Below are 20,349 nucleotides of genomic sequence, written 5' to 3' on the forward strand. Positions count from 1 at the left end.
GCTCAGCCCCCGACGACCGCCACCGCGCCCTCGTCGGCGACCAGCCGTACCCGGTCCCCCGCCGCCGGGTCCGTGCCGCTCGCGGGCAGCGCGGCGGTGACGCGCACGTCCTCGGGCTCGAGCACCGCCTCGACCTCCACGCGTCCGCGACGGGTGCGCCGACCGGCGACGACCGCCGAGCGGACCGGCGCACCGTCCGGCACGGGCTCGTCCGCGGCGAGCACCCGCCAGCCGCCCGGCGCCACGGCGAGGGTGCCCGGGACGAGCTCGGCGTCGGCGGGCCCGCCCGGCCCCGCGTCGCCCGGCCCCGCGACCGGCCCCGCACCCAACCCCGCGAGGAACGTCCGGTACCCCAGGAACTCCGCCACCGCACGGGTCGCCGGCCGCCGCCACAGCTCCTCGGGCGCGGCGACCTGCAGCAGCCGCCCGCCGCCCATCACCGCGACCCGGTCGGCGACGGTGAACGCCTCGTCCTGGTCGTGCGTGACGAACAGCGCCGTGGTGCCGGTCGCGACCAGCACCTCGCGCAGGTCGTCCGCCAGCCGCTCGCGCAGGGACCGGTCCAGGGCGGACAGCGGCTCGTCGAGCAGCAGCAGGCGGGGCCGGGGGGCGAGCGACCGGGCGAGCGCCACCCGCTGCCGCTCGCCGCCGGACAGGGTCGCCACCGGGCGCCGGGCGTACCCGGGCAGTCCGACGAGGTCCAGCAGCTCCGCGACCCGCTCGGCGCGTGCGCGGCGGTCGAGGTCACGCAGCCCGTAGGCCACGTTCCCGGCGACGTCCCGGTGCGGGAACAGCTGGCCGTCCTGGAACACCAGGCCGAACCCGCGGCGGTGCACCGGGACCCCCGCGACGTCGCCGCCGGCCCACCGGACCGACCCGCCCGCGGGCGGCTCCAGCCCCGCGACCGCGCGCAGCAGCGACGACTTGCCGCAGCCGGACGGGCCGAGCAGCGCCAGCACCTCGCCGGCGGGGACGTCGAGCGTCACGCCGTCGACGGCGACCACGCCCGCGGACCCGCGCCCGCCCGGGTAGCGCACGACGAGGTCGCGCACCGCCAGCCCGGCCGCGCGGGCGTCGGGGGCGGAGGTCGCCCCGGCCGTCGTCGGGCTGGTCACCTGGTCCGTCACAGCTCTCCTCCCACCGGCCCGCGCAGCTGCTCCGCGAGCGCCATCACGCCCGCGGTCAGCAGCGCGAGCACCACGCCCGCCGCGAGCGCCATCCCGTAGTTGTCGGCGCCCGGCTGCCCGATCAGCCGGAACACCACGACCGGCAGCGTCGGCCGGTCGGGCCGGGACAGGAACGACGTCGCCCCGAACTCCCCGAGCGACACCGCGAACGCGAACCCCGTCGCGAGGCCCACCGACCGGGCGACCAGGGCGCCGTCCACGGTGGCGAGCACGCGGCCGGGCGCCGCGCCGAGCGTGGCCGCGGCCTCGCGCAGCCGGGGGTCGATCGCCCGCAGCACCGGCAGCAGCGACCGGACGACGAGCGGCACCGCGACGACCGCCTGCGCGACCGGCACCAGCACGCCGGTGCTGCGCAGGTCGGTGGCGATCCCGAACGGGTGCCCGAGCGTGAGCAGCGCGCCGAACCCGACGGTCACCGCGGACACCCCGAGCGGCAGCATGAACACCCCGTCGAGCACGCCGACGGCCCGGCGCGCCCCGGGCCGTCGGGGCCGGCGCGAGACGACCAGCGCCACCAGGCCGCCGACCACGAGCGCCAGCAGCGTCGCGTCCACGGCGACCCGCAGCGAGTTGCCCAGCGCCTCCCACACGGTGACGGTCAGCGCGTTGCGCCCGCCCGTCGTGCCGAGCGCACGGTAGTGGTCAAGCCCCCAGCCGTCGCCGGTGCGCAGCGACCCGAGCAGCAGCGCGCCCAGCGGCAGCGCGATCAGCAGCAGCGTCACGGCGGTGACCGCGGCGGGAAGCGGGTGCGGCTGCCGGGTGCCGGGCTCGGGCTCGCCGACCAGCTGCAGCGCCCGCTCGCGTCGCGCCCGGGCCCGACCGGCGACGGCCAGCGCTGCGACGACCACCACGACCTGCACCACGGACAGCACCGCGGCGGCGCGCAGGTCGAGGAACTGCGTCGTCTGGATCCAGATCTCCGTCTCGACGGTCCCGAACCGCAGCCCGCCGAGCACCAGCACCGTGCCGAACGCCGTCGCGCAGAACAGGAACACCAGCGACGCGGCCGAGGTGATCGCCGGGGTCAGCGCGGGCAGCGTCACCGTCCAGAACGCGCGGGCGGGCGACGCGCCCAGCGACCGGGCGGCCTGCTCGGGCCGCGGGTCGAGCCGCTCCCACAGGCCGCCGACGGTCCGCACGACGACCGCGTAGTTGAAGAACACCAGCGCCGCGACGATCGCGGTGAACGTCCCGTCGAGGTGCAGGAACCCGAGCGGTCCGCCCTCGCGGAGCAGCGCCCGGAACGCGACGCCGACCACGACGGTCGGCAGCACGAACGGCACGGTCACGAACGCCCGCAGCACCCCGCGGCCCGGGAACCGGCACCGGTACAGCACGTACGCGCCGGGCACGCCCAGCAGCACGGACACCGCCGTGCCGATCGCGCCCTGCGCCAGCGTGAGCCCGACGATCCGCCAGGTGCGCGGCCGCGCGAACACCTCGGCGAACCCGGACAGGTCCAGCGCCCCGTCGGCCACGAACCCGCGGCTCACGAGCGTCAGCACCGGCCAGGCGAAGAACACCCCGAGGAACACCAGCGGCACCACGGCGGCCAGCGCCCACGCCGCCGCGCGGCCCCACGCCCACACCCGGTCGCCCGGGCGCGCGGGCGTCCCCGGCCGGGCGGTGCCGGTCGGGGACGCCTGCGCCCAGGTGCTCATCGTCGCGCCGTCAGCCGATCACGAGGTCGGTCCAGTCGCGGACCCACTCGTCGCGGTGCTCGGCGATGTCCGCCAGCGGCACCTCGATCGGCTGCTCGGCCTGCGGGGCCCACCGCGCCCACTCCTCGGGCAGGTCCACCGCGGAGCTCACCGGGTACATGTACATCGAGCCCGGGATGTCGGCCTGGACCTCGTCGGACAGCAGCCAGTCGAGCAGCTGCTGCGCGCCCTCGGGGTTCTGCGCGCCCGCGAGGACGCCCGCGTACTCGACCTGCCGGAAGCAGGTGCCGAGCAGCGCCCCGGTGGTCGGCTCGTCGCCGCCCTCGGGCACGGTCTCCGGCGGGGACGACGCGTAGGACAGGGCGATCGGCCGGGAGCCGCCGCCACCGCCGCCGGAGAAGTCGGTGTAGTACGCGTCGGACCAGCCCTCGGCGACCTTGAGGCCGTTCGCCGTCAGGTCGGTCCAGTACTGCTGCCAGCCGTCCTCGCCGAACGCGCCGACCGTCGCCAGCAGGAACGCCAGGCCCGGGCTGCTCGTCGCGGCGTTGGTGACCACCGTCAGGTCCCGGTACTGCGGCTGGGTGAGGTCCTCGAGCGTCGTCGGCTCGGGCACGCCCTGCGCGGTGAACCAGGCGTGGTCGACGTTCAGGCACACGTCGCCGACGTCGACCGCGGTCAGCGAGCCCGAGTCGTCCGGCGCGTACGCCGCGGCGTCGGCGGCGGCGGGCGCCGACGACGTGTACGGGGCGAGCACGCCCTCGTCGATCGCCCGCGACGCGAACGTCGTGTCGATGCCGTAGACGACGTCGCCCAGCGGGGCGTCCTTGGTGAGGATCAGCTGGTTGACCAGCGCGCCGCCGTCGCCGGGGGCGACCTGCTGCACGGTCAGGCCGGTGTCCGCCTCGAACTGCTCGAGCAGCCCGTCGCTCAGCGCGAACGAGTCGTGCGTGACCAGCGTGACCGTCCCGCCGGCGGCGCCGGTCGACGCGTCGTCGGACGCACCCCCGGCGACCGAGCAGCCCGTCAGGGCCAGGGCGGTGGCGGCCAGCGCGGCCGGGGCGGTGTGCCGGAGCGTCCGGCGGTGCGCACGCGTGCGCGTCATGGTGGTTCCTCCTCGATGTGCACCGAGGGGGCCGTCCCGTCCCGGACGCGCACCCGCGCGCGAGCACGGGGCACGACGGCACGAGGTGGCTGAGATTCCCGACTCCCTCCGCCGGTGCTAACCGGATCAGGTTCGAGGGTCTGCGGTTCCGTCCGCACTCTCAGCGTCGGTCGGGTGCCACCTGCGGTGACGCCCGGGACGCTCCCCTGTCGTTCGGGGCCGAGGCTACACCCGGTCCGGCGGGCGTCCCGCACGGGCCCGGTGACCTGCGGCGCGGGGGCGGCGGCACTAGCGTGAGGGCAGCACCGGGCCCGGCAGCCGCCGCCCGGACGACGCACGAGCGCAGGAGGTCGCAGTGGCCGACGAAGAGACCCAGTCCACCATCGCCAAGGTCACCGGCCTGATCGTCGCGGGCGCCGTCGCGTGGCTCGCGACGAAGGCCGTCGACACCGCGTGGAAGGCCGCGTCCGGGCACAAGCCGCCGAAGCCCGAGGACGACGCCGACGACATCCGGATCGGGGAGGTCGTCGCCGCCGCGGCCATCACGTCCGCGGCCGTGACGATCGCCCGGGTGCTCGCGACCCGCGGGACGAAGAAGTTCGCGAAGCGCGTCGACACCAACCGCCGCCTGCCGCGCTGAGGCGGTCGCGCAAGGCCCCCAGGTCCCCCCGTCGCGTCCCACCGCGACGGTAGCCTGGGCCATGCCCTCCACCGACGAAAGCCCAGGTCAGCGCCGTGCGACGGGTCGCTCCGTGCACACCGTCGACGACGTCCTCGCGCTCCTCGACCAGCTGTTCGAGGAGCGCGCCGACCGGTGGTCCGACCGCGGCGGCACGGACTTCTGGGACGCGTTCTACACCGACCGCGGCCGCGGCGTGCCGTTCTTCCGCGACGCCCCCGACGAGAGCCTCGTCGCCTGGCACGCGGACGGCCGGCTGCCGCTCGGCCCCGGGACCCGGGTGCTCGAGCTCGGCTGCGGGCCGGGCCGGAACGCCGTCTGGCTCGCGCAGCAGGGCTGCGCGGTCGACGCGCTCGACCTGTCCGCGACCGCGCTCGCCTGGGGCCGCGAGCGGGCCGACGCCGCCGGGGTCGCGGTGCGGTTCGTCCGGGCGGACGTGCTCGGCTGGCGGGGCGAGGCGCCCTACGACGTCGTCGTCGACTCCGGCTGCTTCCACCACCTGCCCCCGCACCGCCGGGTCTCGTACCGGTGGCTGCTGGAGCGCGTGCTCCGGCCGGGCGGGCACCTCGCGCTGACCTGCTTCACGACCGGGCACGCCGGTGACGGCGGCACGGAGGCGGACGACCTCGACCTGTACCGGACCGGCAGCCTCGGCGGCGGGCTCGCCTACGGCCCCGACGACCTGCGCCGGGCGTTCGACTGGCTGACCGAGGTGGAGCTGCGCCCGATGCGCCGGGTCCGGGACGCGACGACGTACGGCGAGGACCTGCTCCAGGTGGCGCTCCTGCGGCGGTGACGCCTCCCGAGGGCTCGGGTGCGGCCGCGCGTCAGCGTCGGTCCGGCTCCTCGCTGCGCGGCAGCGACGTCGCCGTGTTCCGGGGCAGGTCCGGGGCGTCGCGCTCCGTGGCCATGTCCTGGGCCTCGGTGAGCTCGTCGACCACCAGCAGGTCCCGACGGACCTTGCCGGTCCGGAAGCCCGCGCGGCCCACCAGGTGCGCCGCGACGGGCGCGGTGAGCATCTGGAACAGCGCGACCAGCACCAGGGCCCACACCGCCCCGCCGGACCGGAGCCGCAGCGCGAGGCCGACCAGGACGAGGATCAGGCCGAGCACCTGCGGCTTCGTGCCGGCGTGCATCCGCGAGAGCAGGTCCGGGAACCGCAGCACGCCCACGCCCGCGGCGAACGCGAGCAGCGCCCCGCCCAGCATGCACACGGCCGCGGCGACGTCGGCGACCAGGTCCCAGCTCATCGGGCACTCCCCTCGTCGCTCGCCGTGCCGTCCTCGGCCGGCGCCTCCTTGTGGTGCCCGTCCTGCGCGACCGCCTCCGCGGTCGACACCTCGGCCTCGACCTCGCGGGCGCGACGGGCCTTGCGGGCGGCCTCCGCCTCCTCCTCGGCGCGGATCCGCTCGGCCTCCTCCTGGGCGATCTCCTCGCGGGACCGGACCCGGCCCTCGCCGGCGGGCTCGACGGACGCGAACCGGGAGATCGTCACCGAGCCGACGAACCCGACCAGCGACAGCACCACGAGGATCGGCACCACGTCGGTCCGGCGCTCGGACGCGGCGTACAGCGCCACCGCGGCGACGACCACGGTCACGATGATGTCCAGCGCGACGGTGCGGTCGAGCATCGACGGCCCGCGCTCGGCCCGGATCAGCGCCAGGATCCCGGCTGCCGTGAGCAGCACGGCGCAGATGATGAGGACGACGGTCATGCGCGCACCTCCGCGCGTCGGGCGGCGCGGCGCGGGTGCGGCTCCAGGCCGGCCTCCCGCAGCTCCGCGTCGGAGGCGAACGCGCGCAGCACCCGCTCCTCCTGGTCGAGGACGTTCTGCCGGGCCCGCTCCACGCCGCCGGTCTGCTCGACGTCGAGGACGTGCAGGTAGAGCATCCCGGTCAGCCGGTGGGCCTCCACGACGAGCGACCCGGGCACCAGGGAGCAGAGCTCCGCGGTCATCGTCAGGTACAGGTCGGAGTGGCTCCGCAGCTGGACGCCGATGACGGCCCCCCGCGGGGTGTGCCGGGGGCGCAGGGCCACCCAGGACACCTCGACGGACGCGTGCAGCAGGTCCCAGACGAACCGGGTCACCAGGACCACGAGGCCCCAGGGGTGCAGCCGGCCGTGGAAGTCGATGGGCGTCATCCGCAGCAGCCCGGTGACGAGCACCGCGACCACGGTGCCCGCCAGGACGTTGCCGAACGACAGGTCGCCCCAGAGCAGCACCCAGACGACGACGAGCCAGATGATCGTCGGCCACTGGGTCGCCAGCCGGTGGCGGCGCGGGTGCAGGCTCATCCGTCCTCCTCCAGGGCCGGGTCGACCGACTCGTCCTCGCGGGTGGCGTCCACCGACTCGCCGGAGCCGCGGCTGCCGTCCGGGAGCACCGCCTGCACGTACACCGACCGGTCGGCGAGGGCGGCGGAGGCGCGCTCCGCGTACCCGTACAGCGGGCCGGCGGCGACGGTCAGGGTCAGGCCGAGCACGACGAGCGCGGCGGCGGAGCCGACCATGCCCTTCGGCAGGTGCGTGTCGGGCAGCGGCTCGGGCGGGGTCTGCCAGAACGCCTTGTTCCAGGCCTTGATCAGCGCGTAGAGCGTGAGGAGCGAGGTGAGCACGCCACCGACGACCAGGGTCAGCGCGAGCCCGGACCCGTCCTGCACGCCCGCCTGCATCAGGCCGACCTTGCCGAGGAACCCGGACAGCGGCGGGATCCCGCCGAGGTTCATCGCGGGGACGAAGAACAGGATCCCCAGGACGGGCGCGGCCTTCGCCAGGCCGCCCAGCGAGTCGAGCGACGTCGACCCGCCCCGCCGTTCGATCAGCCCCGCGACCAGGAACAACCCGGTCTGCACGATGATGTGGTGCGCGACGTAGTAGATCGCCGCGGCCCAGCCGGTCTCGGAGGCGAGGGAGATGCCGAAGATCATGTAGCCGATGTGGCTGACCAGCGTGAACGACAGCAACCGCTTGAGGTCGTCCTGCGCGACGGCGCCGAGGATGCCCACGACCATCGTCGCGAGCGCCGCCCACATGAGGACGTCGTCCATCCGGCCCTCGGGGAACAGCAGCGTCTGGGTGCGGATGATCGCGTACACGCCGACCTTGGTCAGCAGGCCCGCGAACACGGCCGTCACCGGCGCGGGCGCCGTCGGGTAGGAGTCCGGCAGCCAGGCGGACAGCGGGAAGATCGCCGCCTTGATGCCGAACGCCAGCAGCAGCATGGCCTGGAGCAGCAGGCGCACGTCGGCGTCGATCTCCGGCAGCCGCTCCGCGAGCTGGGCGAGGTTCACCGTGCCCGTGGCCGCGTAGATCATCGCGATCGCCACGAGGAACAGCAGCGACGACAGCAGCGCGACGACCACGTAGATGCTGCCCGCGCGGATCCGCTCGCCGGTGCCGCCCAGGGTCAGCAGCACGTAGGACGCCGCGAGCAGGATCTCGAAGCCGACGTAGATGTTGAACAGGTCCCCCGACAGGAACGCGTTCGCGACGCCGGCGGTCAGGATCAGGTACGTCGGGTGGTAGATCGACACCGGCGCGGCCTCGTCGCCGTCGGCCTCGCCCTGGGCCAGCGAGTACAGCTGGACGCACAGGGTCACGGCCGCCGACACGGTGAGCATCAGCGCCGACAGCCGGTCCGCGACCAGGTCGATGCCGACCGGCGCCGCCCAGCCGCCGATGTCGACGACCAGCGGGCCGTCGTCGGCGAGCACCAGCAGCGTCGCGGCGACGACCAGGACGATGCTCAGGGAGACGACGCTGATGATGCGCTGCAGCCGCGGCCGGCGGTACAGCGCGAGCGCGAGGCCCGCCCCGAACAGCGGGACGACGACGGGCAGCGGCACCAGGAACGCGTAGTCGTTCATCGGCCCTCCTGCCCTCGGTCGGTCGTGTGGTGGCGGTCCGCGCCCGCGGGCACCGGTTCGCCCTCGTCGGTCTCGTCGCGGGTCTCGGCCGCCTCCTCGTCGAGGGTGGTGGTCGAGTCCTCGGTGTCGGCGTCCTCGAACGCGCGCTCGTCGCGGGCGGCGAGCCGCGCGATGCGGCGGTCCTCGACGTCGTCCTGCACCTCGTCGTGCTGGTGCAGCTGCCAGGACCGGTAGGCCATCGCCAGCAGGAACGCCGTCATGCCGAGGGTGATGACGATGGCGGTCAGCACCATCGCCTGGGGCAGCGGGTCGCTCATCCGCCCCTCGGGCTCCAGCCCGACGATCGGCGGCCGCCCCGCCGCGCCCCCGGCGACCAGGAACAGCAGGTTCGCGCCGTTGCCGATCAGCACGACGCCGATCAGCACGCGGGACAGGCTGCGCTCCAGCAGCAGGTACACGCCGGTGGTCACCAGGACGACGATCACGCCGACCAGCACCAGGTTCGGGCTCATGTCGATGGTCACGCGGCGCCTCCCGTCCCGCGGGGGGTCCCGCGTCCCACGTCCAGGCCCTCGCCCGTCGGGGCGAGCACCTGCACCGGCTCGCCCGGGTCGGCGTGCCCGCCGACGCCCTCGGGGTCGCCGTCCGCCTCGGCCTGCCGGTCGATCTCCGCGCCGAGGCTGCGCAGGATGTCGAGCACCAGACCCACGACCACCAGGTACACGCCGATGTCGAAGAACAGCGAGGTCACCAGGTGCAGCCCGCCGACCAGCGGGATCGAGGCGTCGATGATCCAGGACTGCAGCACGCTGCCGCCGAACACCAGGGCGCCGAGGCCCACGCCCGCGGACAGGAACAGGCCGCTGCCGAGCAGCAGACCCGGCTGGACCGGGGCGGCCTCCCCGAGCTCGTACCGGCCGCCCGCGAGGTAGCGCACGATCAGCGCGATCCCCGTGACCAGGCCGGCCGCGAACCCGCCGCCCGGCGCGTTGTGGCCGGAGAACAGCAGGAACAGCGAGTACACGATCATCGTGTGGAACAGCAGCCGGACCACGACCTCGAACACCACGGACCGGCGGCGCGGGGCGAGGGTCCGCCCGGCGCGCAGCCACTCGCGCGACTGGTAGGTCGGCCGGTCGGTCACGGGCCGGCGCAGCGCGGCCGTGGGGTCCTCCCCGCCGCCGCCCCACACCTGACGGTGCGCGGGGGCGTCGCCGGCCCGGAAGATCGCGCCGGACCGCTTGCGCAGGAACACCAGCGACGCGACACCGGTCGCCGCCACCAGCAGCACCGAGATCTCGCCCATCGTGTCCCACGCGCGGATGTCGACCAGCGTCACGTTGACGATGTTCTTGCCGCCGCCGAACGAGTACGCCTCCTCGGCGAAGTCGACCGACACCGGGTCGTGGACCCGCGCGCCCGGCACGACGAGCGCGAGCCCGCCGACCGTGAGCCCGACGGCCAGCGCGATGCCGAGCCGCACCCAGCGGGAGCCGACCAGCGGGCGGTCGGAGAAGTACGGGGGCAGCCGGCGCATGACCAGCACGAACACGACGAGCGTGACGGTCTCGACGAGCACCTGCGTGAGCGCCAGGTCGGGTGCACCCTGCAGCAGGAACAGCGCGGCGACGCCGTAGCCGCCGACCCCGAGCAGGATGACGGCCTTGAGCCGGCGGCGGGCCCGCGCGACCAGCACCGCGGCGACGGCCACGAACAGGCCGATCACCAGCTGAGCGGGGCGGTCCCAGGCCCGGACCTCGGTCGGCAGCTCGGTGAGCGCGACCAGCGGGATGCCCACCATGAGCACGAAGACCACGAGGATCCCGCCGAGGTAGAACGGCAGCGACCCGCGCTGGGTGAGGGCGGTGACGTCCGCGGCGAGGTCGTCGAGCTTGCGCATCATCCGGCGGTAGAACCGGTCGGCCTCGGGGACGTGCGGGACGCGCGCCTGCACGGCCTCGACCGGTCCGCGCGCGACGAACAGCAGCGCGCCGGACAGCAGCACCGCGACCGTGATCGCCAGCGTCGGCGTGAACCCGCCCCACAGCAGCAGGTGGCCGGCCTCGCCGGTGGGGTAGGTGTCGGCGTGCGGGGCGAGCAGCTGCTTGCCGAGCCCGGGCAGCAGCGCGACCGCGAGGCCGAGCACGGCCAGCAGCATCGCGGGCCACACCAGCAGCAGCGACGGGCGGCCGACGGGCGCGGGGTCGGCGCGGTCGTCGTCGCAGGTCGGGGCGGCCTCGGCCACGTCCTTGGCGGCCTTGTCCTCCGCGGCGTACCGCGCGTCCTTCGCCGCGCTCAGCCGCTTCACCGCGGCGGGCGACAGCACCGGCTTCGTCCAGAACGCGCCCCACCAGAGCCGCAGGCCGTACGCGACGGTCAGCGCGGAGCCGACGGCGACGACCACCAGCACGACGACGTCCAGCGGCTCGCCGCCGTGGCCGAACGCCTCGAGCGCGGCCTCCTTCGCGACGTAGCCCGCGAACGGGGGCGCGCCGATCATCGACAGCGTCGCGAGCCCGCCGGCCAGGGCGGTGACCGGCAGCGCCCGGCCGACGCCGGACAGCCGCCGCAGGTCGCGGGTGCCGGTGGCCGCGTCGACCACGCCGACGACGAGGAACAGCGCCGCCTTGAACATGGCGTGCGCCCCGACCATCGCGAGGCCCGCGAGCGCGGTGGCCCGCGTCCCGTAGCCGATCAGCAGCACGATCAGGCCGAGCTGGCTGACGGTGCCGAACGCGAGGATGAGCTTGAGGTCGTGCTGACGCAGCGCGCGCCAGCCGCCGAGCACCAGGGTCCCGCCGCCGAGCAGCACGATCATCCAGCGCCAGACCGACAGGTCGGAGTACGCGGGCGCGAACCGCGCCACCAGGTAGACGCCGGCCTTCACCATCGCGGCGGCGTGCAGGTACGCGCTGACCGGGGTCGGGGCGGCCATCGCCGCGGGGAGCCAGAAGTGCAGCGGGATCAGCGCGGACTTGCTCGCGGCGCCGACGAGCAGGCAGACCACGGCGGCGGTGACCAGGGGCCCGTGCGGGGGGTGCGCGATCGTCTCGGACAGCCGGTAGGTGCCCGCGGCCTCGCCCAGCAGCACGACGCCGACCAGCATCGTCAGGCCGCCCGCGGTGGTGACGACGATGGCCTGCATCGCCGCCCGGCGGCTGGCCTTGCGCTCGTGGTAGTGCCCGATGAGCAGGTAGGAGAAGACCGTGGTCAGCTCCCAGAACACGAACAGCAGCAGCGTGTCGTCCGCGGTGACCAGGCCGAGCATCACGCCCGCGAACGCCACCAGGACGCCGCTGAACCGGCCGAGGCCGCTCGCGTGCGGCTTGAAGTAGGCCGAGCAGTAGATCAGCACGATCGACCCGACGCCGCCGACCAGGAGCGTCATCAGCCAGGACAGCGTGTCCAGGCGGAACGACAGCTCGAGGCCGAGGCCGGGGATCCAGGCGACGGACTGGACCGGCCCGCGGCCGTCCATCACCTCGCCGGTGAGGGTGAGCGCCCAGACCGCCGCCGAGGCGGGGGCGAGCGCGAGGACCCAGAACGCCCTCCGGCCGATCCACGCGACGAGCGCGGGCGCGACCAGGGCTGCGACGAGGTGCACCGCGAGGAGCTGCAGCACGTCCGCTCCGTCCTGTCGTGGGCGGGTGGTCGGTCGGTCGGTGCCGACGGCAGCCGGCGGGGTGTGGTGTTGTCAGCAGGTCGGCACCCGTCGCCGCCGACGACGCCGCGGGAGCAGGGCTCACCGACGGGGCCGACCGAGGGTCGAGGGATTGCCAGCACTCTATCAAGCGATGCCCACGCCCACCCGGCGCCGGGGGGTGGTCCTCGCCACGGGCGGGACCTCCGGCGGCGGCCCACGGGGTCGCGGCGGCTACCGTGACGGCGTGGATGCGCTCCGGCTGACCTGCCTCGTCGTGGTGCTCGTCGCGACCGTCGTCGGCGTCGGGGTGTTCGCCCACGGCGCGACCCGGATCACGCGGACGGTGCGGTCGGGCCGGCCGGCACCGGGACGCCTGCGGCCCGTCGGACGGCGCACCCTGCTGGTGCTGCGGGAGATGGTCGGGCACGGCCGGTTCCGGCACACGCCCGTCGTCCGGGCCGCGCACTGGGTCGTCATGGTGTCGTTCCCGATCCTGTTCTTCACGCTGGTCACCGGGTACGCACAGGTCGTCGACCCGCGGGCCGCGCTGCCGCTGCTCGGGCACCTGCCGCCGTGGGAGCTGCTGACCGAGGGGATCGCCTGGCTGTCGCTGGTCGGCATCCTCGCGCTGATCGCCGTGCGGGTCCGGGCGACGCCGCGCGGGCTGCCGCGGACGTCCGCACGGGCGGTCGCCGCCGCCGGGGCCGGTGTCGGCGACGGCAGCGGGCCCGCCCCGACCGAGCCGGTCCGCCGGTCGCGGTTCTTCGGGTCGAGCACCGCGCAGGCCGTCGTCGTCGAGGCGACGGTGCTGCTCGTCGTGCTCGCGGTGCTGCTGCTGCGCGGGCTGGAGCACGAGCTCGCGGTGCGGGACGGGTCGGCGCTGGCGTCCGCGTGGCACTTCCCCACCACCGCGTGGATCGGCGGGCTGTGGTCGGGGGCGTCGACCGCCGCCGTCGAGGCCGCCGTCGTGCTGTGCGCGACGGTGAAGATCCTGGTGTCCGCGTCGTGGTTCGTCGTGGTCGGCCTGCAGCCGACGATGGGCGTCGCCTGGCACCGGTTCCTCGCGGTGCTCAACGTCTACGCGCAGCGCTCCCCGTCCGGCGCGGTCGCGCTCGGCCCGCTGCAGCCGCTGCGGGTCGGCGACCGCGACCTCGACGTCGCCGCCCTGGAGGACCTGCCCGACGACGCCCGCCTCGGGGTGCGCGCCGTGGAGGACCTCACCTGGAAGGGCCTGCTCGACGTCACCACCTGCACCGAGTGCGGGCGCTGCCAGGACCAGTGCCCGGCCTGGGCGACCGGCAAGCCGCTGTCCCCGAAGCTGCTGACCCTGGCGCTGCGGGACCACGCGGCCGCGACGGCCCCGTACCTGCGCGCCGCGCGCGCCGGCGACGAGGTCGAGCCCGGGCACGTCGACGTCGACCTGGTGGCGTCCGGGATCATCGACGCCGACGCCCTGTGGGCCTGCACCACCTGCGGCGCGTGCGTCGAGCAGTGCCCGGTCGACATCGAGCACGTCGACACCATCGTGGACATCCGGCGCTACCAGACCCTGATGGAGTCGGCGTTCCCCGCCGAGCTCGGCGGTACGTTCACCAAGCTCGAGCGGCGCGGCAACCCCTGGGGCCTGCCCGCCCGGCAGCGCCTCGACTGGGCGAAGGACCTGCCGTTCGAGGTGCCGGTGGTCGGCGCCGACGTCGCGACCGCCGCCGAGGTCGACTACCTGTTCTGGGTCGGCTGCGCGGGCGCGTACGAGGAGAAGGCCCGCCGCACGACCCGCGCGGTCGCGGAGCTGCTGCACACCGCGGGCGTCACGTTCGCGGTGCTCGGCGACGGCGAGGGCTGCACCGGCGACCCGGCCCGCCGCGCCGGCAACGAGGTGCTCTACCAGATGCTCGCGTCCGCGAACGTGGAGACCCTCGCCGCCGCGGAGGCCCGGGCCGTCGTCGTCACCTGCGCGCACTGCTTCAACACGCTGTCCCGCGAGTACCCGCAGCTCGGCGGCCGGTACGACGTCGTGCACCACACCGAGCTGCTGGACCGGCTGGTCGGCGAGGGCCGGCTGCGCCCGGTCGCCGCCCCGGACGCCGCCCCGCAGCGCGTGACCTACCACGACCCCTGCTACCTCGGCCGGCACAACCAGGTCTACGAGCCCCCGCGTGAGCTGCTCGCCGCGATCCCCGGCGTCGAGGTCGTCGAGATGCCCCGCAACCGCGAGCGCTCGTTCTGCTGCGGCGCCGGCGGCGCGCGGATGTGGGTCGAGGAGTCGATCGGCACCCGCATCGGCACCGCCCGCGCCGAGGAGGCCGTCGGCACCGGCGCCGACGTCGTCGCGACCGCGTGCCCCTACTGCACGGTGATGCTCACGGACGGCGTCGCCGCCGCGACGCCGCCGCCGGACGTCGACCGCGCCGCGGTCGGCGTCCCGGAGGTCACCGACATCGCCCAGCTCCTGCTCGCCCGCATCCGCGCGGGGGCGTGACCTCGCGCGCGCCGAGGTCGAGGGTTTCGCGCGAGGTCGAGGGTTTCAGCCCCCGGTTCGCGGCGAAACCCTCGACCTCGAGCCCGTCAGAGGGCGGTGGCGCGGCGGAGGGTCACGAACGAGACCGCCGCCGCCAGGACCGCCACGACCGCGCCGACGGCCGACGCGTGCTGGGCGCCGGCGTCGAAGGCCAGGCGGGCCGACTCCAGCAGGGAGTCCGCGACCGCCGGGTCCAGGTCGCCGGCCACGCGGGTGGCGCCACCGAGCGTCTCCGCGGCGGCGTGCGCCTGGTCGCCGGTCAGCGTCTCCGGGACCGTCAGCCGCGCGCGGTAGGTCGCGTTCAGCACCGAGCCGAGGACGGCCACGCCGAGGGTGGTGCCCAGCTCGTAGGCCGTCTCGGAGATCGCCGACGCCGCGCCGGCCTTCTCCGGCGGGACGGCGGTGGTGATCTGGTCGTTGGTCAGCGTCTCCGCCAGCCCCACGCCGACGCCCATCACGAGGAACGCCACCGCGACCGAGGTGGGGGTCGGCACGTCGCCCACCAGCGTCAGCACGCCGTAGCCGACCGCCGCGAGCAGGAAGCTCGACCCGATGAGCGTCCCGGGCCGGACGTGCCGGACCAGGCGGACCGCGAGCAGCCCGGCCGCGACCGACCCGACGAGCCCGGGCAGCAGCACCACGCCCGCGGCCATCGGGGACAGCCCGGCGGCGAGCTGGAGCAGCTGCGACACGATCACCAGCAGCCCCGAGAACCCGAGCACCGACAGCAGGTTGGCCGACACCGCCCCGGAGAACACGGGGTTCGCGAACAGCCGGACGTCGAGCATCGGCACGGGCAGCCGACGCTGGCGGCGGACGAACGCCCACCCCGCGACCAGGCCCACGAGCGCGCTGCCGACGGTGGTGGCCGTCAGGCCGTGCTCGCCGGTCGCGATGATCGCGTAGACCAGCGGCAGCATCGTGGCGAGCGCGAGGACGCTGCTCCACGGGTCGAGCGGGCCGGGCGCGGGGTCCTTCGACTCCGGCACCAGGGCCGCGGCGAGCGGCAGCAGCACCAGCAGCACGGGCACGTTGAGCAGGAACACCGAGCCCCACCAGAAGTGGGTGAGCAGCGCGCCGCCGACGATCGGGCCGAGAGCCGCGCCGCCGGCGAACCCGGACGCCCAGATCGCGATGGCGAGGCGGCGCTGCGCGCGGTCGAGGAACACGTTCCGGATCAGCGACAGGGTCGAGGGCATCAGCGTCGCGCCGAACAGGCCGAGGGCCGCGCGGGCGGCGATCAGCATCGCCGGGCTGGTGGACCAGGCGGCGAGCAGCGACACGACGGCGAACCCGGTCGCGCCGATCATCAGCAGCCGCTTGCGCCCGACCCGGTCGCCGAGGCTGCCCATCGGCACCAGCAGCCCGGCCAGCACCAGCGGGTAGGCGTCCACGATCCACAGCAGCTCCGACCCCGACGCGCCGAGCGCCGCCGTGATCGACGGCAGCGCGAAGCTCAGCACCGTGTTGTCCACCGAGATCAGCAGCACGGGGAGCATCAGCACGACGAGCACGGCCCAGGGCCGCACCGGGCGGCCGCGGTGCGTCAGCGTGGTCGGCGCGGGGGTGAGCGTCGCGGGGGCGGGGACCGTCGCGGGCGCGGCGGGGCTGGACATGGTGGGGACCTCAATCATCGGGAAGCACAGCGACTGTACCGTCTGGACGGTTCACACGGAAGGTGAACCCGCGGACCGCTACGGTCATTCCCATGTCCGAGACCCGAGACCGGCTGCTCGACGCCTTCGAGGGCCTGCTCATCGCGCACGGCCCGCGCGCGGCGACGCTCGACGCCGTGGCCGCCGCCGCCGAGGTGTCCAAGGGCGGCCTGCTCTACCACTTCCCCAGCAAGGCGGCCCTGGTCCAGGGCCAGCGGGACCGGCTCGCGGAGCTCGGCACCGCCGACGTCGCCGCGATGCGCGCGGCACCCGAGGGCGCCGCCGAGTACTACCTGCGTGAGTCGATGCAGTCGGGCGGGCCGCTCGACCGGGCCCTGATCGCCGCGGTGCGGCTCGCCGAGGAGTCCGACGGCGACGCCACCGCCGTGCTCGAGGACCTGCGCACCCACTGGTACGACGCCCTGCTCGCCGAGCTGGCAGACCCCGCCGTCGCGCACGTCGTCCAGCTGCTCGGCGACGGCATGTACTACAACGCGGTCACCGGCGTCCGCGACCCCGGCGCGCTCGACGACGCGCTGACCGTGCTGGGGCGTCTGCGGGGCTGAGGCCCAGGCCCGGGCCCGTCCACCCCGAGCGCGCCGACGGCCCCGCAGCGCAGGCCGCGGGGCCGTCGGGGAGGATGTGTCCGCCCGGTGCGGAGGTCACCGGGCGGGTCTGGTCCGACGCGTCAGATGCGCACGCGCCGGGGGTTGCTCACGCTCGTCCAGCCGGCGTCCTCGTACTGCGACTCCGCCGTCTGCTGGTCGTTCGATGCCATCTCCATGACGCCCCCCTCGATCCGTTCGGACGGTGCCATCCTGCGGGGCGGACGCCGCTCGCGCACCCTCGGCGGGTGAACTCCACGTAAAACCTCACCCGGGGGGTCACCCGGACGGCCCTTGCGCGGACGGGCTCGTCCGCGCGGGCACCCCCGTGCCACGATGGCGGGCAGCCGATCAGTCAGGTGGTGACATGTCGACCCCGACCCGCACGCCGTCCTCGCCCTCCACCGAGGTCACGGACCAGCCGCGCCCCTACGCGCAGGACCCGACCGAGGTGCTGGCCGGCCTCCGCTCCGACCCGGACGGGCTCCCCGCGGGCGAGGCCGCGCGCCGCCTCGCCGAGCACGGGCCGAACCGGCTGCCGACACCGCCCCGGCCCAGCGCCCTGCGCCGGCTGCTCGGGCACTTCGACGACATCCTCATCTACATCCTGCTGGCGTCGGCGGTGCTCAAGGCGATCCTCGGCGACTGGATCGACTTCAGCGTCATCCTCGCGGTCGCCGTCATCAACGCGGGCGTCGGCTTCCTCCAGGAGGGGCAGGCCGAGCGCGCGCTCGACGGCATCCGCACGATGCTGTCGCTCGACGCCCAGGCCCGCCGCGACGGCGAGTGGCAGGTCGTCGACGCGGAGACGCTGGTGCCCGGGGACGTCGTGCGCGTCCGCTCGGGCGACCGGGTGCCCGCGGACCTGCGGCTGATCGAGGCGACGAACCTCCAGGTGGAGGAGGCCGCGCTCACCGGCGAGTCGGTCGCCGCCACCAAGCACGTCGAGGCCGTCGGCGCCGACGCGGGCGTGGGCGACCGCGCGTCGATGCTGTTCTCCAGCACCATCGTGGCCGCGGGCACCGGCGTCGGGGTCGTCACCAGCACCGGCAGCGGCACCGAGATCGGCCGCATCCAGGCGCTCATCTCCGAGGTCGACCACCTCGACACCCCGCTGTCCCGCCAGCTCGCCCGGTTCGGCAAGACGCTGTCGCTCGGCATCCTCGGCATGGCCGCCGTCATGCTCGTCATCGGCCGCGTCATCCACGACTGGGACCTGCCGGACCTGGTGTCCGCGGCGATCGGGTTCGCCGTCGCCGCCGTCCCCGAGGGCCTGCCCGCGCTGGTCACCGTCACCCTGGCGCTCGGCGTCCAGCAGATGGCGCGCCGCAACGCCATCACCCGCAAGCTCACCGCCGTCGAGGCCCTGGGGTCGGTCACCACCATCTGCTCGGACAAGACCGGCACCCTCACCAAGAACGAGATGACCACCCGCACGGTCGTCACCGCAGCCGGCACGTACGCCGTCGAGGGCCTCGGCTACGCGCCCGAGGGGCGGATCACCCGCGACGGCGCCCACGCCCCGCTGGAGGCGCACCCCGACCTGCGGGCGCTGCTCGTCGCCGCCGGCGCCTGCAACGACGCGCGGGTGGTCCAGGAGGGCGGCAGCTGGCGCGTCGTCGGCCAGCCCACCGAGGGCGCCATCACCACGCTCGTGCAGAAGTCCGGCGCCGACCTGACCGGGGTCGAGCGGCTCGCGTCGCTGCCGTTCGAGTCGGCCACCAAGTTCATGGCCACCCTCGACCGCGTCCCCGGCGCCGGGACCCGGGTGCGCGCCGTCGGCGCCCCCGACCGGCTGCTCGACCGCTGCACCCACCAGCGCGCCGCCGACGGCACCCTCGAGCCGCTGGACCAGGCCCGCTGGGACGCCGTCATCGACGAGCTCGGCGGCCAGGGGCTGCGGACCCTCGCCGCCGCGGAGCGGCCCGTCGCCGACGGCACCGCCACGCTCGACGCCGACGACCTCGAGGGCGGGCTGACGTTCCTCGGCGTCTTCGGGATCGTCGACCCCCCGCGACCCGAGGCCGTCCAGGCCATCGCCGACTGCCACCGGGCGGGCATCCGGGTCAAGATGATCACCGGCGACCACGTCGGCACCGCCACGGCCATCGCCCGCGAGCTCGGCATCGCCGCCCCCGAGGGCCGGGTCCCGTCGCTCACCGGGGCCGACCTCGAGGCGATGACCCAGGAGCAGCTGCGCACCCGGGTCCGCGAGGTCGACGTCTACGCGCGCACCAGCCCCGAGCACAAGATCCGGATCGTCCGGGCGCTGCAGTCGCACGGCGAGGTCGTCGCCATGACCGGCGACGGCGTGAACGACGCCCCCGCGCTCACCCGGGCCGACGTCGGCATCGCGATGGGCATCAAGGGCACCGAGGCCACCAAGGAGGCCGCCGAGATCGTCCTCGCGGACGACAACTTCGCCACCATCGAGCGCGCGGTCGAGGAGGGGCGGCGGATCTACGACAACATCGCGAAGTCGGTGGTGTTCCTGCTGCCGACGAACGGTGCGCAGTCGCTCGTGATCCTCGTGGCCGTGCTGCTCGGGCTGACGCTGCCGCTCGCCCCGGTGCAGATCCTCTGGGTCAACCTGGTGACGGCCGTGACCCTGTCGCTGGCCCTCGCGTACGAGCCGGGCGAGCCGGGGCTGATGAGCCGGCCGCCGCGCACCGCCACCGGGTCCGTGATCTCCCGACGGTCCCTGCTGCACGTGGTCGTCGTGTCCCTGCTGATCGGCGGCGCGACCCTCGCGGTCTTCGCGATCGAGCAGGCCCGGGGCACCGCCACCGACGTCGCCCAGACCACCGCCGTCACGATGCTCGCGCTCGGCCAGCTCGCCTACCTGTTCAACTGCCGGTTCCTCGGGGCGTCCAGCGTGACCCTCCAGGTGCTGCGCGGGAACCGCGTGGTCTGGCTGGCCGCGGGCGCGCTGCTCGTGCTGCAGCTGGTCTTCACCTACGTGCCGTTCATGAACTCCTGGTTCGACTCCGCACCCATCGGCATCCGCGCCTGGGGCCTCACGCTCGGCTTCGCGCTGCTGGTGTTCCTGCTGGTCGAGGCCCTGAAGGCGGTCACCCGGGCCGTCGACGCGCGCGGCACCGCCCCGCGGTCCGTCGTCGCCCCCACCCCCGACGCCGTCGACCTGGCCGAGGCCGCCGCGCGGCTGCCCGAGCTCGTCACCGTGGCGGCCACCGGACGCACGGTCACGCTGACCCAGGACGGCCGGGCGGTCGCGCAGATCGTGCCCCCGCGCGGCTCGGCCCGGCGGACCACCGGGCGGGCGGCCGGCGCGCCGGTCGCCGCGGCCACGACCACCGCCATCCAGCTCGACCCGCCCGCGCTGCCCGAGGTGGCGACCGCGGCGGACCCGTCCGGCGGCGAGGCCGTTGCCGCGGGGCCGTCCGCGCCGACCCCGACGGCGCCGGCTCCG

14 protein-coding genes, 1 pseudogene and 1 riboswitch are annotated in these 20,349 nt (G+C 75.2%); of the genes and pseudogenes, 5 read left to right on the forward strand and 10 right to left on the reverse strand.

All coding sequences use genetic code 11. The features are described 5' to 3' along the window. Nucleotides 1-2: 2 nt before the first annotated feature. Genes ACFVXN_RS17900 through ACFVXN_RS17910 form a run of 3 tightly spaced genes read right to left on the reverse strand, consistent with a single transcriptional unit; the run spans nucleotide 3 to nucleotide 3,950 of the window. Nucleotides 3-1,127, reverse strand: a complete 1,125-nt coding sequence (locus tag ACFVXN_RS17900; RefSeq protein WP_389235695.1) for an ABC transporter ATP-binding protein — start codon at nucleotides 1,125-1,127, stop codon at nucleotides 3-5. Then, a complete protein-coding gene (locus ACFVXN_RS17905; RefSeq protein ID WP_389235698.1) occupies nucleotides 1,124-2,848 on the reverse strand; it encodes an ABC transporter permease in 1,725 nt (574 codons plus the stop codon). Before ACFVXN_RS17905 ends, ACFVXN_RS17900 begins: the two co-directional genes overlap by 4 nt. A gap of 10 nt (nucleotides 2,849-2,858) precedes the next feature. After that, on the reverse strand, nucleotides 2,859-3,950 hold the full coding sequence (locus ACFVXN_RS17910; protein ID WP_389235701.1) for a thiamine ABC transporter substrate binding subunit: 1,092 nt from the start codon (nucleotides 3,948-3,950) through the stop codon (nucleotides 2,859-2,861). 86 nt (nucleotides 3,951-4,036) lie between these two features. Continuing rightward, a riboswitch (TPP riboswitch) is annotated at nucleotides 4,037-4,168 on the reverse strand. Between the two features lie 137 nt (nucleotides 4,169-4,305). Between ACFVXN_RS17910 and ACFVXN_RS17915 the strand changes: the two genes are divergently transcribed. Together ACFVXN_RS17915 and ACFVXN_RS17920 are read left to right on the forward strand one after the other, a co-directional pair. Next, the gene (locus ACFVXN_RS17915; protein ID WP_389235704.1) at nucleotides 4,306-4,590 is read left to right on the forward strand and encodes a DUF4235 domain-containing protein; all 285 of its coding nucleotides are present in this window, start codon (nucleotides 4,306-4,308) and stop codon (nucleotides 4,588-4,590) included. Nucleotides 4,591-4,702: 112 nt separating this feature from the next. Continuing rightward, nucleotides 4,703-5,425, forward strand: coding sequence for an SAM-dependent methyltransferase (locus tag ACFVXN_RS17920; protein WP_389235707.1), 723 nt, complete (start codon nucleotides 4,703-4,705; stop codon nucleotides 5,423-5,425). 31 nt (nucleotides 5,426-5,456) lie between these two features. Here ACFVXN_RS17920 and mnhG read toward each other — a convergent pair whose 3' ends face one another. From mnhG to ACFVXN_RS17950, 6 genes are read right to left on the reverse strand one after another with little or no spacing between them, the layout of a single operon-like run. Continuing rightward, a complete protein-coding gene (gene mnhG / locus ACFVXN_RS17925) occupies nucleotides 5,457-5,879 on the reverse strand; it encodes a monovalent cation/H(+) antiporter subunit G (protein ID WP_389235710.1) in 423 nt (140 codons plus the stop codon). Next, the gene (locus ACFVXN_RS17930; protein WP_389235713.1) at nucleotides 5,876-6,346 is read right to left on the reverse strand and encodes a monovalent cation/H+ antiporter complex subunit F; all 471 of its coding nucleotides are present in this window, start codon (nucleotides 6,344-6,346) and stop codon (nucleotides 5,876-5,878) included. Before ACFVXN_RS17930 ends, mnhG begins: the two co-directional genes overlap by 4 nt. Beyond that, nucleotides 6,343-6,927, reverse strand: a complete 585-nt coding sequence (locus ACFVXN_RS17935) for a Na+/H+ antiporter subunit E (protein WP_389235716.1) — start codon at nucleotides 6,925-6,927, stop codon at nucleotides 6,343-6,345. The genes ACFVXN_RS17930 and ACFVXN_RS17935 overlap by 4 nt, the downstream gene beginning before the upstream one ends. Further along, a complete protein-coding gene (locus tag ACFVXN_RS17940) occupies nucleotides 6,924-8,498 on the reverse strand; it encodes a Na+/H+ antiporter subunit D (RefSeq protein WP_389235719.1) in 1,575 nt (524 codons plus the stop codon). The genes ACFVXN_RS17935 and ACFVXN_RS17940 overlap by 4 nt, the downstream gene beginning before the upstream one ends. Then, nucleotides 8,495-9,010, reverse strand: coding sequence for a Na(+)/H(+) antiporter subunit C (locus ACFVXN_RS17945; RefSeq protein WP_389235767.1), 516 nt, complete (start codon nucleotides 9,008-9,010; stop codon nucleotides 8,495-8,497). The genes ACFVXN_RS17940 and ACFVXN_RS17945 overlap by 4 nt, the downstream gene beginning before the upstream one ends. 8 nt (nucleotides 9,011-9,018) lie before the next feature. Further along, complete coding sequence (locus ACFVXN_RS17950; RefSeq protein WP_389235722.1) at nucleotides 9,019-12,120, reverse strand: Na+/H+ antiporter subunit A; 3,102 nt, start codon at nucleotides 12,118-12,120, stop codon at nucleotides 9,019-9,021. Between the two features lie 265 nt (nucleotides 12,121-12,385). On the opposite strand from ACFVXN_RS17950, the gene ACFVXN_RS17955 reads away from it, so the two are divergent. Then, on the forward strand, nucleotides 12,386-14,620 hold the full coding sequence (locus ACFVXN_RS17955; protein WP_389235725.1) for a (Fe-S)-binding protein: 2,235 nt from the start codon (nucleotides 12,386-12,388) through the stop codon (nucleotides 14,618-14,620). An 86-nt stretch (nucleotides 14,621-14,706) separates the two neighbouring features. Here ACFVXN_RS17955 and ACFVXN_RS17960 read toward each other — a convergent pair whose 3' ends face one another. Next, nucleotides 14,707-16,293: an MFS transporter gene (locus tag ACFVXN_RS17960; RefSeq protein ID WP_389235728.1), complete on the reverse strand. Its 1,587-nt coding sequence runs from the start codon at nucleotides 16,291-16,293 to the stop codon at nucleotides 14,707-14,709. 74 nt (nucleotides 16,294-16,367) lie between these two features. Here ACFVXN_RS17960 and ACFVXN_RS17965 point away from each other — a divergent pair, with 74 nt between their 5' ends. Beyond that, entirely contained in the window at nucleotides 16,368-16,880 is a 513-nt protein-coding gene (locus ACFVXN_RS17965) for a TetR family transcriptional regulator (RefSeq protein WP_389235731.1), read from the forward strand. Nucleotides 16,881-17,286: 406 nt separating this feature from the next. Beyond that, a pseudogene (locus ACFVXN_RS17970) lies at nucleotides 17,287-20,004 on the forward strand (cation-translocating P-type ATPase); the annotation flags it as partial. Between the last annotated feature and the right edge of the window lie 345 nt (nucleotides 20,005-20,349).

Origin of the sequence: Cellulomonas sp. NPDC058312 (assembly GCF_042880135.1) — a bacterium.
GTDB lineage: Bacteria > Actinomycetota > Actinomycetes > Actinomycetales > Cellulomonadaceae > Cellulomonas.